This window comes from Streptomyces sp. NPDC017202, assembly GCF_044331705.1.
Classification (GTDB): Bacteria; Actinomycetota; Actinomycetes; order Streptomycetales; family Streptomycetaceae; genus Streptomyces.
Map to the genome: position 1 here is coordinate 1 of NZ_JBIRNP010000037.1, position 15,455 is coordinate 15,455.

A 15,455-nucleotide genomic window follows, 5' to 3' on the forward strand; every position below is an offset into this window, starting at 1 on the left:
CGAGGCATTCCCCAGCTGGCTGCACACCTACAATCACCACCGCGGACACACCGCGCTGAAGGGCCAACCACCCGCCAGCCGCGTCCCCAACCTCACGGGTCAATACAACTAGGGCCTGTCCGGCGGGTCGTGCCGGAGACGCGGGGTCCGGCACGCCCTCCCCCGGAGGGGGTGCCCCCGGCGGCGTTGTCGTCGGTCGCCGACGTCCCCCGGCCTTCGGCCGGGAGGTGCCCCCACCGCGTCGACGGCCACACACCGGCCGGCCGCGTCACCGACCCGTCCGAACAGCACACCCAGGACGCGTTCGGGATACGGCCCCGGTGCGGGTCGGTGCCGGCCGTGAACCGATCGCCGCGGTGTCCCGGACCGCTTCTCAGCCGATCCGCCAGGGACGGAGCTTCTCGGGGTTCCGCACCGCCCAGATGCGCCTGATCCGGTCACCCGCGATCTCGAACGCGAACACGGTCGCGATGGTGCCGTCGTGCCGCGCCACCAGGCCGGGCAGGCCGTTGACCGTGTACTCCAGGAACGTCGTGCGGTCGCCCGACAGGCGGGCGATCTCGGCGTAGTGGCGTGCGATCCGCTCACCGCCCACGAGCGGGCGCGGGTGGGTGACGGCCAGGCCGCCGCCGTCGGCGGTCGCGGTGGCGTCGGGGTCGAGCAGGCCGATCAGGGCGTCGATGTCCTTGGTCTCCCACGCCGCTTTGAACCGCCTGACGACGGCGGCCTGCCCGGTGCCCGGGCCCGCCGGGCTCTGCGCGGTGCGGACGCGACGGCGGGCGGACGAGGCCAGCTGGCGGCACGCCGCCGGAGTGCGGCCCACGATCGCGGCGACCTCGCCGAAGGGATAGCGGAAGACGTCGTGCAGGACGAACGCGACGCGCTCGGCCGGGGTCATCGAATCGAGGACGACCAGGAAGGCCATCGTCACCGACTCGTCCAGGGTGACCCGATCGGCCGGGTCGACCCCGCCCGCGCCGGAGCGTCCGGTGATCCACTCCGAGGGTTCGGGCAGCGGTTCCGGGATCCAGTCGCCCACGTACGTCTCCCGCCTGGCCCGCGCCGAGCCGAGCAGGTTCAGACAGATGCGGCCGGCGACCGTCGTCAGCCAGGCGCCGGGCGACTCGACGGCCTGCCGCTCCCGCGCGGACATGGCGTACCAGCGGGCGTAGGTCTCCTGCACGACGTCCTCGGCGTCGGCCAGCGACCCGAGGAGCCGATAGCCGAGGTTGATCAGCCGGCGCCGCTCGCTCATGATCGCGCTGAGGTCCGGACCGCTCCGGTCGTCGCCTGGCTCGGCTCTGGTGGTCATGGTCCGGCCGTCTCCCTCGCTCGCTTCTGCGCCCCCTCCCATGACGACAGGACAGCGCACCGGAATGTGAGGCCGACGCACAGCCTCACATTCCGAAGGGCTGCGTTGTCGTACCGGTGAGGACGACGACAAGCTGGAGAGGGAACTTCGATGAACGACTTCCAGGCCATCGCGGACCGCGTCGAGATCGAGGCACTGCGCGGCGAGTTCACCGACGCGGTGATGATGCGCGACCGACCCCGTCTGGCGTCACTGTTCACACCGGACGGTGCCCTGCGCATGCCCGACATCCCCGTCGAACTGGTCGGCCGCGAGGAGATCCGTGCCGGGGGCGAGCGGCTGCAGAGCCAGTGGGACTTCTTCGTGCAGACCACACACCCCGGCACGATCCTGCTCGACGGCGACACCGCGACCGGCCGCGCCTACCTCCAGGAACTCGCGCGCACCCTCGACGGACGCCAGGGTCTGAACTACGCCGTCTACCACGACCGCTACCAGCGCACGGGGGAGGGCTGGAAGTTCGCCGAGCGGGTGTACGAGGTCAGGTACCTCGACACCTCCCCGCTGGCGGGCACGGCGCCCCACGCGGCGCGGGGCTCCGGGACCGGCCCGGCAGCCGCCACGGCCGACCCGGAAGACGTCACGGACACCCCGGCCCCAGCCGCGTCCTTCGCCGCCCCGGCGTCGGCCGAACGCCTGGAGCGGGTGGCCGCCGCGCTGCGCGCCAACGGCTTCGCCGCCGAGATCCTCGACGACGCCGCGGAAGCGCGCGCCCGCATCAAGGACCTGGTCCCCGAAGGCGCCGGCGTGCTCACCGGCGCCAGCGAGACCCTCCGACTGTCCGGCATCGACGAGGACATCAACACCGGCGGCCGGTACGACGCCATCAGGCCGCGCATCCGGGCCATCGACCGTGCCACCGGCGCCGACGAGATCCGAAGGCTGGCCGCCGGCCCCGAATTCGTCGTCAACAGCGTCGCCGCGGTCACCGAGACCGGCTCGCTCGTCCTCGCCTCGGGCAGCGGCAGCCAACTCCCCGCCAACGCGGGCGGCGCCGCCCACGCGGTCTGGATCGTCGGCGCGCAGAAGGTGGTGCCCGACCTGAGCACGGCCCTGCGCCGCGTCGAGGAGCACGCCCTCCCGATGGAGAACGCCCGCGCCCGGGCGGTGTACGGGATGCCCAGCGCCGTCAACCGCCTGCTCATCCTCAACGCGGAACCCCGCCCGGGACGCGGCACCGTACTGCTTCTCCGAGAAGCCATCGGACACTGACCCGGCCCAGGGCCCGTTCGGCCCTCGCCCGTGGGCGAGGGGGGACCTTCACCGTCCGGCCCCCGCGCGAGCGTCCCGGGCCACGGCCGATGATCACCTCCCGTGCGTCACGCGGGCTTCACGGCGCACAGGTGGGTCACGGAGCGCGCCCGCTCCCACATGCCGGGAATCTGCTCGATCGGGCGCTGCTGTTCGCCGTGCAGGGCGTTGAGCACCACCAGGCCGCCGGTCAGGGCCGGCACCGCCCACTGCGCGTAGGCCAGCTGCCGCCGCGCCTTGTGCAGGTCGACGGGGTGCTTCTGCGCCTTCTCGGCGTCCTGGGGGTCGGAGGAGGACGCCAGTTCGATCTTCTTGCCGAGGACGCGGGCGTAGGCGGTGGCGGCCAGGGCCGCTGCGGTGACGACCGTCTTGGCCGTGGTGGAGGCGGCCACGCCCTGCTGGGTGGCGACGCGATGGGCGTTCGCGGCGAGCAGCCCGCCCCCGCCGAACAGGTGCGCGCCGATCGCGGCGGCGTTGACCGGCACCCACTTCGCCCACCCCGACGAAGAGATCCGGTCCCTGGCCGCCTCCGTTCCACCTTCGTCCCCGGCCGCGCCGTTGAGGCCGATCGCGCCCATCAGCGAGCCTCCGAACCAGGCTGCCAGACCGAGATCGTGCAGGCTGCGGATGGCGGTGTTGCGTTCAGACATGGTGGTGCTCCTTCGGGGATGGTCGAAGGGGCCCGGCCGACGCGGACGGCGAGCCCCATCCCACCCTCGCCGGACTCCGTACGCCCCGCCACCACGGCAGGCCGGACGGGTGCACCCCACAGGACGACGACGCACGAACGGCCGGACGCCACGGAGGAAGCCGGGCACGCAGGATCCGGCAGCGTCCACCGGCACCGGCTCCCTGAGACCCGCTCGGCGTGCGTCTTTCGCCCCTCCGCCTCCCGCCGCACGACTTCGCCCCGGGGGAGACGGCCGCGTCGCAGGACGCGTGATGACATCCGTGGGCCGCGGCAGCGCGAAAATCGGGTGAGCGGTCGTCCGGTCACGGTATCGCGTGGCGGCGCCGCTCCCCGCGTCAGCCGGTGCCGGCGGCGGTCCCGTCGAGCGCGGCGAGGGCGGCGGCGGCCTCGACCTGGAGAGGGCTTCTCAGCGCGGCGAGGGCGTCGTGGGCGGTGCGCAGCGTCTCGCGGGCCTCCGGGCGCCCCAAGGCGGCGAGCACCTGACCCAGGTCGAGCCGGGCCTGCTCCGCCCAGGCCGCCATCTGCGCGGTGTCGAAGGCGGCGAGGGCCTGCCGCAGCGGTGCTTCGGCCTCGTGCCAACGTTCCAGGGCCGCCAGGTCGTTGCCGATCTGCTGCCGGGCGACCGCGAGGTACACCGTGATCACCTGGTCCGTCCGGCCGGGGACCCCCGCGCGGCAGATCCGCTCGCCGCGGCGGTGGATGTCCAGCGCCTCGGCCGCCCGGCCGGTCTCGCGCAGCAGGGTGCCCAGGCGGTTGAGGATCGACAGCTCGGCCAGCCGGCTCTGCGGTGACTTCTGCGAGGCGAGGCAGCGCGCTCCCTCGCGCAGGCGCTCCTGGGCCTCCTCCGTGCGGCCCAGCCGGTGGAGGGCGCCCGCCCCGTAGCCGAGTGCCCAGCCCTCCTGAAGCCCCTCCCCGCATTCGCGGGCCGCCGCGAGTGCGGCGTCAGCGCTCGTCAGGGCGGCCTGCGGGTCGTGGACACAGTGGTTGTAGGCCCAGGCGAGGTAGTTGAGGTGCACCGCCTCCTCCCGCCTGCTGCCCAGCAGACGAGCCGAGTCGGCCGAGCGCCGGAACACCTCCACCCACTGCTCCCAGTGCTGGTTGAGGTCGGAGAACCAGTGCATCGCCTCCGCCGTGTCCAGCACCTGCCGGTACCCGCCGGTCTCATGGGCCCGGCGCAGTGCGGCGAGCCACTGGGCCCGCTCGGCCTCCAGCCAGACCCGGGCCTCTTCCCGGCCCGTGGGCGCCCGGTCCGGGTCGGGGTCGTCCGACGGCGTGGCCCGTTCGTGGTCGACGTCGAAGTGCAGCGCGGCGACGGTGGCCCGGCGCAGCATCCAGGACGCGGTCCGGTCGAGGGCGGCGTCGAGGGCCCCGGGTTCGTCCTCGGCCTCGACCCGCTCGGCCGCGTACAGCCTGAGCAGGTCGTGGAAGCGGTACCGCTCGGCGACGGCATCGCTCTGGAGCAGTCCGGCGTCGGTCAGTTCCTCGGCGCAGGCGACCGCCTCGTCGTAGGACAGGCCGGCCAGGAGCGCCGCGGTCCGGGGGCTGAAGTCCGCTCCGGCGGCCAGCGCGGCGCGGCGCAGCACGCTCTGCGAGGGCGGCGGGAGCTGCCGGTACGAGAGCGCGAAGGCGGCCCGCACCCGCAGGCTTCCGGCCTGGAGGCCGTCCAGCCGCCGGCCCTCGGCGGCGAGACGGGCGACGAGCTTGCCGAGGTGTTCGTGCGGTCGGCTGAGGAGCCGCTGGCCGGCGATCCGGACGGCCAGCGGCAGGTGCCCGCACAGGTCGGCGAGGTCGCGTGCGGCCTGTGCCTCCGCCCGCACCCGGTCCGGGCCGATGATGCGGGCCAGCATTTCCACCGCCTCCTCGCGTCGCAGCAGGGCCAGATCGGTGCGGTGCACGGACTCCAGACCCGCCAGGGCGTGGCGGCTGGTGACGATGGTCAGGGACGGTCCGGTGCCCGGCAGCAGGGGGGCGACCCGGGATTCGTCGGCGGCGTTGTCCAGCAGCAGGAGCATGCGCCGTCCGCCGGCCAGGGAGCGCCACAGACCGGCACGGTCGTCGGTGCCGGCCGGTATCGCCGCGTCGGCGACCCCCATCGCGCCGAGCAGCCGGGCCAGCGCGTCCCGGGGGGTGGTCGGCTCGGGGTCCATGCCGTGCAGGTCCAGGGCGAACTGCCCGTCGGGGAAGTGCGGGGCGAGGCGGTGCGCGGCATGCACCGCGAACGCGGTCTTGCCCAGACCCGGCTGCCCGGCGACCACGGTGACCACCGGCCGGTCCGGATCGGCGTCCCGCACCAGGTCCAGCAGCCGGGCGAGGGCCGGGCCGCGGGCGGTGAAGTCCTGGATGTCACGCGGCAGCGCCAAGGTGCCGGGGCCGGCCGGGCCGGCGGCAGGCCCGGGGCGCGGTCTGCCGAGGGCGGCCGACTTCTCCAGACCCGCCGCCTCGTCGCCCTTCAGTCCCAGTGCTTCGGCCAGCGCCCGCACCGTACGGCGCTGCGGCCCCCGGGTGCGCCCGCGTTCCATGTCGGCCAGGGCCCTGACGCTCACCCCGGCCGCATGGGACAAGGCCTCCTGGCTCAGTCCGGCGCGGACCCGCAGAGCCCGCACCCGCTGCCCGAAGTCCCCCGTGGAAGGCGTGCCGTCACGCACCGTCGATGTCCCCTGCCGTCCGGCTCGTCCGGACGCGAGCCCCCGGCAGAAGTATCGCCGTCGGTACTTCTGCCGGGAGAACCGCCTGGGCCGTGGAGACCGGAAGTGATCGACTGAAGGCCGACACGGAACTCCCTGCCGGCTCTGCGCGGTCCGGGCACCCCGGCGCACGGACCCGTCCAGGAACGAGTCCGTGCAGGCCCGGGAACGGCGAGGACCATCCGTCGTCCCACGACCGCGGCACGCGTGCCGCAGCTCATCGAACGGGGATCTTTCACATGAACGACAGCCAGGAACACGTCGCCGGACCGTCCGGACGGAGCGTCCCGGCCGCCGGTGCCGGCAAGGGCGACTGACCACCGCGAAAAGCAAGCAGGACGACATCGGCCGACGGCACCGCGCCGCGGCCCCGAACCACCTCACGGGGGAACTCTCCATGAACACCCAGCGCCACCGCTCCACGCTGCTCGCCGTCACGGGCACGGCTCTCGCCCTGTCCCTCACCGCCTGCCAGAGCGACACGGACTCCACCTCGACTTCCGCGCCCACCACTTCGGCCACGGTGGCTTCGTTCCCGGCGACCGCCGGCAAGGGCGCCGGCACGTCCGGCGGGACGGGGACGACCGGCTCCGCGGGCTCGACCGGATCGAAGGGCTCCGCGGACCCCGCCGGCGCCTCCGCGGACACGACCGGTCCGACCGGCGAGCAGGCGGCCGCCTCCACTCCGGTCTGCACCGCACGGGACGTCCGCGTCACCGCCGCCACGCAGGACGGTCCGCCCTACACCCACATCGTCCTGACGGCGCGGAACACCACCCGGCACTCCTGCCGGCTGACGGGCTTCCCGCACGTCCAGTTCCTGGAGAGCCACAAGCAGGACGTCCCGTCCGTCGCCAAGAGCAAGCCGGCCGCGCCGGTCGTGCTCACGGCGGGGGCCCCGGCCTACGCCCTGGTGAAGCTGTCCGACGGCGGGGTCGACGAGGACAACGAACCCGTGTCGGCGTTCTCCGTCGTACTGGAGGGAGACTCCACGGTCATCGCCGTCACCGCGCCCGGCAGCGACGGCATCGCCGTCGACCCGGCGAAGGCCCTCACCGGCTACTGGACCCCCGAACTCCGCAACGGCGCGGACGACTTCTGAGCCCTGTGCCAGGTGACGACGGTCACCTCGGGCGAGTGTCCCGAGGGCCGAGCAGTTCTCGGGGCTGTGCCCGCGTCGTTCGCAGCGGCTGATACGGGTCTGACGTCGGCATCGTCGTCGCCGGTGCGGCCGGGCCACGGGGAGCGTCCGGGTCCGGTCAGGCTCGCGTGGGGGTGCGCAGGGTGAACAGGACGACGTCGTCGTCGTTGTCGGCCGGGCGGACTCGGCGCAGTAGCTGGTCGGTGAAGGCCGTGAGGGGGCGGTGAGCGAGGGCCGCGGCGTGCTGGCGCAGTCGGTCCAGGCCCTCGTCGAGGGAGCGGCCGTGGGCTTCGACGAGGCCGTCGGTGTAGAGCAGGAGGGTGGATCCGGGCGGGAGGAGGACGGTCGCGTCGGGTCGCGGCTGGTGTGTTCCGGTGCCCAGGAGGATGCCGTGGCCGTCGGTGAGGTAGGAGGCCAGGCCGTCGTGGGTGACCAGCAGCGGCGGCGGGTGGCCGGCGTTGGTCCAGGACAGGCGCCACCGCCCGTCGTCCGTCGTTTCCGTCCGGGCGAAGATCATGGTGGCCATGGTGACGTCGGTGATGTGCATGACCGCCTGGTCGAGCCGGTTGACGATCCCGCTGGGGGGTTCTTGCTGGGACCAGGCGTAGGCGCGGAGCATGTTGCGGAGCTGGGCCATGCCGGCCGCGGCGTCCAGGTCGTGTCCGACGACGTCTCCCACGGCGAGGGCGGTGGCGCCGTCGGAGAGCGGGAAGGCGTCGTACCAGTCGCCGCCGACCTGTGAGGCGTCGGGTGCGGGCAGATAACGGGCGGTCATCTGCAGGCCGGGCACCTGCGGGAGCTGGGGCAGCAGGTGGCGTTGCATGGTTTCGGCGACCGTGCGCTGGCGCTGGTAGAGGCGGGCGTTGTCCAGGGCGAGACCGGCGCGGCGGGCGATGTCTTCCAGCAGGGCGAGATCGGCAGGGGTGAACGGCTGCGACGTCTGGGAGCGGCCCAGGGTCACCGCCCCCAGGACCTTGCGGGTGCTTTGCAGGGGCGCGATGGCCGCGGAGTGGATGCCGGTGGCCTCGAACAGACGGCGTTGTTCGGCCGCGATGCCGGAATCCGGGGGCTGCTGGTAGGTCTGCGGGCCCGTGAGGGTGGAAGCCACCCCGCGCAGGGCCCGCGACAGAGGCATCGAGGAATGCTCGGGCACCGGCGGCATCGGGCCCTGGAGATCCTCGTGGTGCGTGACGGCCCCGTTCTCGGCGTGGGCCACGACGGTCCTCCACACCTCGTCGCGCTCACTGATCAGGTCGACGACCACCCAGTCCGCGAGCCGCGGCACCACCAGGGCCACGAGCCGTCGCACCGCCTCGTCGGCGTCCAGGGTGGAGGTCAGCTGGGCGGTCGTCTCGGCCAGCAGCGCCAGCCGCTCCAGCTCCGGCAGGGGCTGCGCCACCCGCTGCGACGGCGCACGGGACGGTTCGGCTTCGTCGACGGTGTGGAAAAGGACCAGCGTCACCCTCTCGTGGCCGCTGAGGCCGCTGAGGCCGCGCGGGTCGAGGGGAGTGGTCAGCCAGGAGACGGGCAGTCGGCCACCGTCGTCCCCCCGGGCGAACCACTCCCGGTCGGCCTGGGCCGCGTGACCCGCCAGGAACGCAAGCCGCATCGCGCACCGGGTCCTGGGCAGCGGCTGACCGTGCGCGTCACGGTGCAGCAGGTCGTGCGCGTCGTGACCGACAAGCTGCGCGGCGGGGCGGGCCAGCACACGCTCGGCGAGAGCGTTGACGGCGATGATGCAGCCCTGCTCGTCCACCGCGTAGGCGGCCGTCCCCAGAGCGGCCAGAACCACGGTGAGCGTGGCGTCCGTCGTCTCCGGGGAGCGCTCGGAGGCGATGTCCGTGGATTCTGGACCCGTCACTCGTTTCGCCTCCTGATCTGCTCGTCCCGCGCGGACGCCGTCCCGACAGACGGTACGCCCTGCGTGCCGTCTGTCGGGTGTGAGGGAGATCGCCGACCGGGAGACGCGTGCCGATCCGCCGACCCGGCAAGGCTGCCGGTGCGCTGGGCGGTCCGTCTCGCGGCCGCCGGCCTTCCGGACGCCGCCGCTCTGCGCGCCACGTCCGCCATGCCCATCCGGGAGGCTCTCGCGGCAATGGAGGGGCGTTCCCCGCGCCGGCCGGCTGGAGGGGCGCCCGCTTCACGGACATCGAGCACCTGGACCGACCGGTGGGAGCCGCTTACCCGGAGGGAGCATCCCTACGCACTGACGGCTTCCGCCCTGGGGACAGGGCGGAAGCCGTCAGTGCGTAGGTGGCGTATGCCTTACCGGTGCCTCACCGGCTCATGCGTGACGGTGCGCGTGCCGGTTGCCGACGACGAGACGGTAGACGGCGAGCAGGATGACGGAGCCGACGATGGCGGCTATCCAGGTGGAGAGGTCGAAGAACCCGTCGATGGAGTCGACGCCGAAGACGACCTTGCCGAGCCAACCACCGAGAAGCCCGCCGGCGATACCGATGAGCAGGGTGACGATGATGCCGCCGGGGTCCTTGCCCGGCATCAGGGCCTTGGCGATGGCGCCGGCGAGCAGGCCGATGATGATCCACGCAATGATGCCCACGATGTATCTCCGCTTCGTCGCATAAAGACTGTGTCAGCTCATCGTCTGCACCGGTCGCGCCCGAACAAACGTCTCCTTCTGGACATCGGCACCTGTCGGTGCCCGGTGCCCGGTGCCTGGTGCCCGGTCCGGGCTTGTTCCACGTCGCCGCGGGCTGCGGCGACGTGGAACAACACGGGAAAGCGAGGGCGCGCACCACCACCAAGTGGTTCGACCGCGACCGATGGACGGCAGCCGTCGACTGCAGCGGCTTCCGCCGCCGTGCGCCGCTGATCCGCGGCTCGGCGCGCGACGAGTACGCCTTGCCGGGCAGGGGACGGTCGGTGCGGTCGCCGTCCGCGGTCACGGCGAGCCGGTCGTGAGGGCCGGTGATGGCACGGGCGTCGATTTCACCACGTACGGCGCCGGGTGATGCGTCTTCGTCGTTTCCGATCGCGCTGCGCATGCGGCGACGCGTGTGGTATCGCCGCACCATTTGCGGGAGTACATCAGGCCCAATAGGCTTGATATGCAGTATCCGGCGGGGGAGTTGGGGCGGGTGTTTTCTGCGGCTCCCTCCTGGCGCGTCTCATCTGGCCGAGGAGGATTCCCATGTCAACCGACCGGACAATCAATGTACGGTTCTACAACGAGTGGGGCGCCGATCTCCAAAACGTCGTCCTGAAGTTCAGTGCCTCCAAGAGCGGCGTCGAATCCGACACGTACAAGCTCGACTTGCTGAAGAACGGAGAGAGCGCCGGACCGTTCATCCGGCACTACCAGACCGGGATCGGCTCGGAGGAATTCGACTACTGGTACGTCGAGTTCGTCTCCGTGGGGCAGCCGAGCGGGAAATTCTGGTGCAAGAACAACTTCTCGTGCGTGCTGGACTCCGATGTCGACAACACCCGGGAGGCCCACTTCTGGGTCGGCGGCACCGAGAAGGAGGCGTACACGGGATTCCCGGAGTCCGGTGGCGGTTGGGAAGACGGATACAACGGGGTTCCGTCGAGCGACCCCAAGAGCAATGACACTTGCTACGTCAGTCTGGACGGCCCTGCCTGACCATCTGGTGAGGATCTCGGACTCGGTGACGGAACGCCCGGGCGAGATTCACAGAAGTCGCACTCACCGCCTGCACGTCGACTCCGTGCGGGCGGTGTTTGTGCGTCGTGCACGCGGCCGACCGCGGTATCCCGCGCCCCTGGCGGGTGTTCGCTTCACGGACATCGAACACCTCGAGTTCTCTCGGTGGAGGCCGTTCCCCGGACAGCCCGCGAACCGGGCCGGCCACCTGCCGTTCGATCTCCCTGACCGCCTCGTGCACCCGACTTGATCAGGCACAAGATGCCGGGTCCGGCATGGCAGGCCCTGCCTGGCGTGGTGGTCGTCAAGAGGAAGGAGACGGGCGTGCCGGAACGGCTGAACCAGGCCATGGAGCACATCGGGCGCCGTCTCGGCCAGGACATCGAGGTGGAGGAGCCGGCACGCATCGCGGCCACCTCGGAGCACCACCTGCGCCGGATGTTCTCCGCGCTCGCGGGCAAGCACGATTGCCGGCGCTCGCTGTGCGCGCCGTTCCGCCTCTGCACCGGCCGCCGCAGCCGCTCGGGCGCGGAAGGCTGAAAGCCCTCAGCTGTCGTACGGGACCCAGGCACGCCCGCCTGCGTCGTTCGTGCCGTACCAGTAGTGCGGCATTCCCTTGATGCCGGTGGTGTGGAACGGGCGGCCGTGGTCGTCGATGCGGATCGTGCCGGTGCGGCCCTGGCAGGACCAGTCGAGTTCGAGGTACCAGCGGGCGTCGTGGGCCCGGGTCGTCGCGTCGACCAGCAGCACCTCCGGGTCCTCGGCGGAGACGCGGTAGGGGAAGTGCACGGCGGGTACGGTCCGTTCGATGTCGGCGCCGTCCTTCGGGCGGGCGACGGGGCGGTCGGCGTCCAGGTCCACGGTGAAGCGGCGGGGCGTGAGGTCGCCGCCGCAGCCCTGGCCCATGGCGTACGCGCCACCGGCGGCCGGGTCGCCGCGGCCGACGATGCGGACGTGCAGCGCTTCGAGGACCACGGCCGTGGAGGACAGCCCCTGCACCGAGATCCGCACCGTCGTATGCCGCCCGTGCACCGCGCCCTGCGTCGCCGCCCACACCTCGGCGTCCTGTTCCACCGGCGGCGGAGGCACCTGTGCGGGCGGCTTGTCGATGACGTAGTCGTGGTCGCAGCCCTTGTCCCAGACCAGGGAGTCCGTGCTCCAGGCGAGGGGCAGGCCGGTGACCGGCTTCGCGGCCGAGGTGGGACCGCTGCCCGTGGCGGACGGGGCGGGGGTTCTCTGCCCGGGGCCGGGCGACGTGGAGCTGCGGGAAGGGGAGGAGGAGGGGGAGCCGGTGGCCGCAGGTTTCGCCGAACGGCGGGGCGCGCCGGGGGCGTTCGTCCGCGGGCCCGCGAGGCGGGAGGCGTCCGCCTCGGAGGAGCGTTCGTCCGGCAGGGCGGACGTGCTCAGCGGAGTGGCGAGCAGCGCGCAGGCGACGGCGGTGGACGCCAGGACCCGTCGGCGGCGGTACCAGGGACGGGGAGCGGGGGAGGGGACGGTCTCGTCCGGGTCGGGACGGTCTCCGGGCCGCTCCGCGGAGCGGCTCTTCTCGACGAGCGTCCCGCCCGCGTCCGGCGCCGGCGCCGGTGCCGGAATCACGGCCTCCGCCGAGTCGGCCGTACGCACCCGCTGCCGAGCCGCCACCGCCGACAACCACAGCCGGTGCAGCTCGAGCCGCTCCGTCGGTGTCGCCTCGCAGAAGGCCGCGAGCCGCTCCACCGGCGCGAAGTCCTGCGGCACCGCCTCGCCCGTGCAGTACCGGTGCAGGGTGGAGGTGTTCATGTCGACGCGGCGGGCCAACGAGCCGTAGCTCCGGTCCGTGCGGTCCTTCAGCCTGCGCAGCAGCGCCGCGAACTCCTCGACCTCGTCCCGCATCGACACCGTCCCTCCGCCGCCCGTCCGTGATCCCGTATCCCAGGCACTCATGTCCCTGCACGTCAGATGGGCTGGGATGGTTCCACCGTCGCCAAAGGGGCGACAGCCGTTGTGCCGGGCTCCGGTGATCGCCGATGCTCTTGGTGTCGCACCGACCACGGCCACAGGGACCGACCGGTGCCGGACGACGTCCGGCACACATGCACCAACGATCGCCTTTGTGGCCACCACGCTTGACACGTCGTCACACACTCACGACGCGGTTGCCGTACTCGTCGCTCTGCGCCTGGGTACCGGGACACCTCTGTGCCCGGATGCCCAGGGCGCGGCGTTCGGCACGCCGCGGCGCCCGCCGTCACACGACGCTCCCCGGGGCGAAGACACCGGCCGCTCCTGTCCGGTCGGACAGTCGGCCCGTCCTGTCCTCGAATCGGACGCGGACGAGATGGCGACAAGCCGGCAGGCGCCTTCAGTACGCAAACCGGCACCGGCCGGGAGCAACCACCTGCCGGAAGCAACCCCATACGGACCAGAGAAGGAAGACGCACATGAACAGGAAGTTCCCCGCACACCGTCGTCCGGGCCGCCGCGCGGCCTTCGCCGCCGGCCTCGTCCTGGCTGTCGGACTCGGTGTGTCGACACAGGTCTCGGCGCAGGCGTCCGTCCCCGCCCCGGCGCGGGCGTCCACCGCCGCACCGCAGCCGGTCAGCGGCACGTTCGGCCAGGCGGTGACCCGGGTCGCCGACTTCTACGGCGCGTACGTCGACGCGAAGGGCGACTACACGGACCCGGACGTCACGCTGGCCACGGCGCTCCGCAAGCACTACCTGACGCCCGACTTCGCCGAGCGGCTGGCGGCCTGGGAGAACAAGAACGGGGCGGACGGCGTCCTGCGTGCCCAGAACGTCCCGGCGCGGTGGACGGTGACCGACAACGGCACCGTGGGCAACGGTCATGAGGTCATCGTCACCCTGACCTTCGGCAGCGGGGAGACGACGCAGAAGACCAGGCTTTTCGTGCTGGTGGAGCGGTACGACCACATCGTCGACATCGGCACCACGAGCGCCCGCTGACGACAAAGCCGCTGCGCCTGTCCTGCCCCGGCCGGGGCAGGACAGGCGCAGCGGCAGGTCGACGGGCACCCTCCGAGGCGCCGGGTTTCGTCCCTGCCCTCGACCGCAGGGGACCTGTCCCCAGCGGCGCCCTCTGCCGAAAGTCCGGGCAGCCGACCGTTGCCCACCGAGCACCCACCGCCCGCTCGGACGCGGCGTGGTGTGGCGCGTCGTGGTGCGGCGTGATCGACTCCGGCCACGGCGGTACGAGCCACGCGCACCGGCTCGGCCGGCGTCCGGAGCGGCACGGGGCGGCGGCCCCGCCACCCGCGGCCGGCTGGGCTGTTTGCAGCAACAGGAGGCGGCGTCGGCATCCGCGGTCGGTGAGGCTTGACCCGCACTGCCGTCGCCCACCTTCAGGAGCCTCGATGCCTCTGCGTCCCGCACGGCCCCTTCGTGCCGTCCCACGACCACGTCGGGGGTCCGTGTTCGTCATCGTGGCCGCCTCTTTGGCGGTGCTGGTACCGGCCACCGCGGGCACCGCCGCCGGCACCGCTGCCGGGCCGGCGGACGACCGTACGCTGCAGCGTCAGATCGACCGGTTCGTGAGGGAACCGGGTGGTCCGCCCGGAATCATCGCCGTGCTGCGCGACGGCCGGCGGACCCGCGTGCTGCGGGCCGGCGTCGCCGACCTGGCAACGGGCCGCCCGCCGCAGGTGAAGGACCACATGCGGATCGCGAGTACGGCCAAGGCCTTCAGCGGAGCGGTGGCCCTGTCCCTCGTCGACCGCGGCGCACTGGGGCTGGACGACACCTTGCGCGAGCGCCTCCCGCAGCTTCCGGACGCCTGGGGCCAGGTGACGCTGCGGCAACTGCTGAACCACACCAGCGGCCTGCCGGACTACTCGCAGGACCCCGAGTTCACCGCGGTGCTCGCGGCCGACCCGCGTCACCACTTCGACTCCCGCCACCTGCTCGACCACGTGGCCGACGAGCCCCTGCGATTCAGCCCGGGCAGCCGGTACCAGTACTCCAACTCCGACAACATCGCCGTCGCCCTGATGGCGGAAGCGGTCACCGGGGCCCCGTACGAACAACTCCTGCGGCGACTGACCTACAGGCCGCTGGAACTGCGCGACACCAGCCTCCCGCAGGGCTACCGCATGCCCGAGCCCTTCCTGCACGGGTACGACGTGAGCGACCCCGCGTCCCCGGAGGACGTCAGCGAGCTTGTCAGCGCCTCCGGGGCATGGGCATCCGGGGGCATCGTCTCCACTCCGCTCGACATGACCCGTTTCATCCGCGGCTACGCCTCGGGCGCGCTCTACGGCAAGGGCGTCGTGCGGGAGCAGCGCCGGTGGATCGCGGGTGCGTCCGAACCCGCCGGTCCAGGACGCAACACCGCGGGACTGGGCATCTTCCGCTACACGACACGGTGCGGCGTCGTGCTGGGCCACACCGGCAACTTCCCGGGCTACACGCAGCTGGTGGCCGCCACTCCCGACGGCCGGCGCTCGCTGACGTTCTCGCTCACGAGCCAGATCAACGGTGCCAAGGAGCCCGCGCGGCTCGAGCGGCTGCGCACCATCCAGGAGGACTTCGTCTGCGCGCTGCTGCGCGACGGGCGGTGAGCACGCGGTGCGTCACCCCTGACTGTCCTCCATGGGCGCGGTCGGCGAGGACAGGGGTGCCCTGACGCTCCCAGCCTGCGGTCGCCCGAGCGGAACCAGGCCGGCCGCCCCGAGCCGGGCGGCCGCGACGCCC

11 protein-coding genes and 2 pseudogenes are annotated in these 15,455 nt (G+C 72.6%); 7 read left to right on the forward strand and 6 right to left on the reverse strand.

What is annotated here, in order from left to right; translation table 11 throughout:
• Positions 1 to 112 (forward strand): annotated as a pseudogene (locus tag ACH4N1_RS34140) (IS481 family transposase); the annotation flags it as partial.
• Between the two features lie 261 nt (positions 113 to 373).
• Here the strand turns inward: ACH4N1_RS34140 and sigJ are convergent.
• Positions 374 to 1,312: an RNA polymerase sigma factor SigJ gene (gene sigJ, locus ACH4N1_RS34145; RefSeq protein WP_398104282.1), complete on the reverse strand. Its 939-nt coding sequence runs from the start codon at positions 1,310 to 1,312 to the stop codon at positions 374 to 376.
• Positions 1,313 to 1,462: 150 nt separating this feature from the next.
• Between sigJ and ACH4N1_RS34150 the strand changes: the two genes are divergently transcribed.
• Positions 1,463 to 2,584, forward strand: a complete 1,122-nt coding sequence (locus ACH4N1_RS34150; RefSeq protein WP_398104284.1) for an LUD domain-containing protein — start codon at positions 1,463 to 1,465, stop codon at positions 2,582 to 2,584.
• Positions 2,585 to 2,691: 107 nt separating this feature from the next.
• Here ACH4N1_RS34150 and ACH4N1_RS34155 read toward each other — a convergent pair whose 3' ends face one another.
• The gene (locus tag ACH4N1_RS34155) at positions 2,692 to 3,273 is read right to left on the reverse strand and encodes a hypothetical protein (protein WP_398104286.1); all 582 of its coding nucleotides are present in this window, start codon (positions 3,271 to 3,273) and stop codon (positions 2,692 to 2,694) included.
• Positions 3,274 to 3,649: 376 nt separating this feature from the next.
• A complete protein-coding gene (locus ACH4N1_RS34160) occupies positions 3,650 to 5,959 on the reverse strand; it encodes an ATP-binding protein (protein ID WP_398104288.1) in 2,310 nt (769 codons plus the stop codon).
• A 436-nt stretch (positions 5,960 to 6,395) separates the two neighbouring features.
• Between ACH4N1_RS34160 and ACH4N1_RS34165 the strand changes: the two genes are divergently transcribed.
• Complete coding sequence (locus ACH4N1_RS34165; protein WP_398104290.1) at positions 6,396 to 7,100, forward strand: DUF4232 domain-containing protein; 705 nt, start codon at positions 6,396 to 6,398, stop codon at positions 7,098 to 7,100.
• A 157-nt stretch (positions 7,101 to 7,257) separates the two neighbouring features.
• Here ACH4N1_RS34165 and ACH4N1_RS34170 read toward each other — a convergent pair whose 3' ends face one another.
• Positions 7,258 to 9,000, reverse strand: coding sequence for a SpoIIE family protein phosphatase (locus tag ACH4N1_RS34170; RefSeq protein WP_398104292.1), 1,743 nt, complete (start codon positions 8,998 to 9,000; stop codon positions 7,258 to 7,260).
• A 423-nt stretch (positions 9,001 to 9,423) separates the two neighbouring features.
• Positions 9,424 to 9,702 (reverse strand): GlsB/YeaQ/YmgE family stress response membrane protein, encoded by a 279-nt coding sequence (locus ACH4N1_RS34175; protein ID WP_398104294.1) that lies wholly within the window; start codon positions 9,700 to 9,702, stop codon positions 9,424 to 9,426.
• Between the two features lie 591 nt (positions 9,703 to 10,293).
• Between ACH4N1_RS34175 and ACH4N1_RS34180 the strand changes: the two genes are divergently transcribed.
• Together ACH4N1_RS34180 and ACH4N1_RS34185 are read left to right on the forward strand one after the other, a co-directional pair.
• The gene (locus ACH4N1_RS34180; RefSeq protein ID WP_398104296.1) at positions 10,294 to 10,746 is read left to right on the forward strand and encodes a hypothetical protein; all 453 of its coding nucleotides are present in this window, start codon (positions 10,294 to 10,296) and stop codon (positions 10,744 to 10,746) included.
• Between the two features lie 345 nt (positions 10,747 to 11,091).
• Positions 11,092 to 11,226 (forward strand): annotated as a pseudogene (locus ACH4N1_RS34185) (AraC family transcriptional regulator); the annotation flags it as partial.
• Positions 11,227 to 11,313: 87 nt separating this feature from the next.
• Here ACH4N1_RS34185 and ACH4N1_RS34190 read toward each other — a convergent pair.
• On the reverse strand, positions 11,314 to 12,639 hold the full coding sequence (locus tag ACH4N1_RS34190) for a helix-turn-helix domain-containing protein (protein ID WP_398104298.1): 1,326 nt from the start codon (positions 12,637 to 12,639) through the stop codon (positions 11,314 to 11,316).
• Positions 12,640 to 13,187: 548 nt separating this feature from the next.
• On the opposite strand from ACH4N1_RS34190, the gene ACH4N1_RS34195 reads away from it, so the two are divergent.
• Both ACH4N1_RS34195 and ACH4N1_RS34200 read left to right on the forward strand, forming a co-directional pair.
• Positions 13,188 to 13,712 (forward strand): hypothetical protein, encoded by a 525-nt coding sequence (locus tag ACH4N1_RS34195; RefSeq protein ID WP_398104300.1) that lies wholly within the window; start codon positions 13,188 to 13,190, stop codon positions 13,710 to 13,712.
• Between the two features lie 407 nt (positions 13,713 to 14,119).
• Entirely contained in the window at positions 14,120 to 15,322 is a 1,203-nt protein-coding gene (locus ACH4N1_RS34200; RefSeq protein WP_398104302.1) for a serine hydrolase domain-containing protein, read from the forward strand.
• Positions 15,323 to 15,455: the final 133 nt, after the last annotated feature.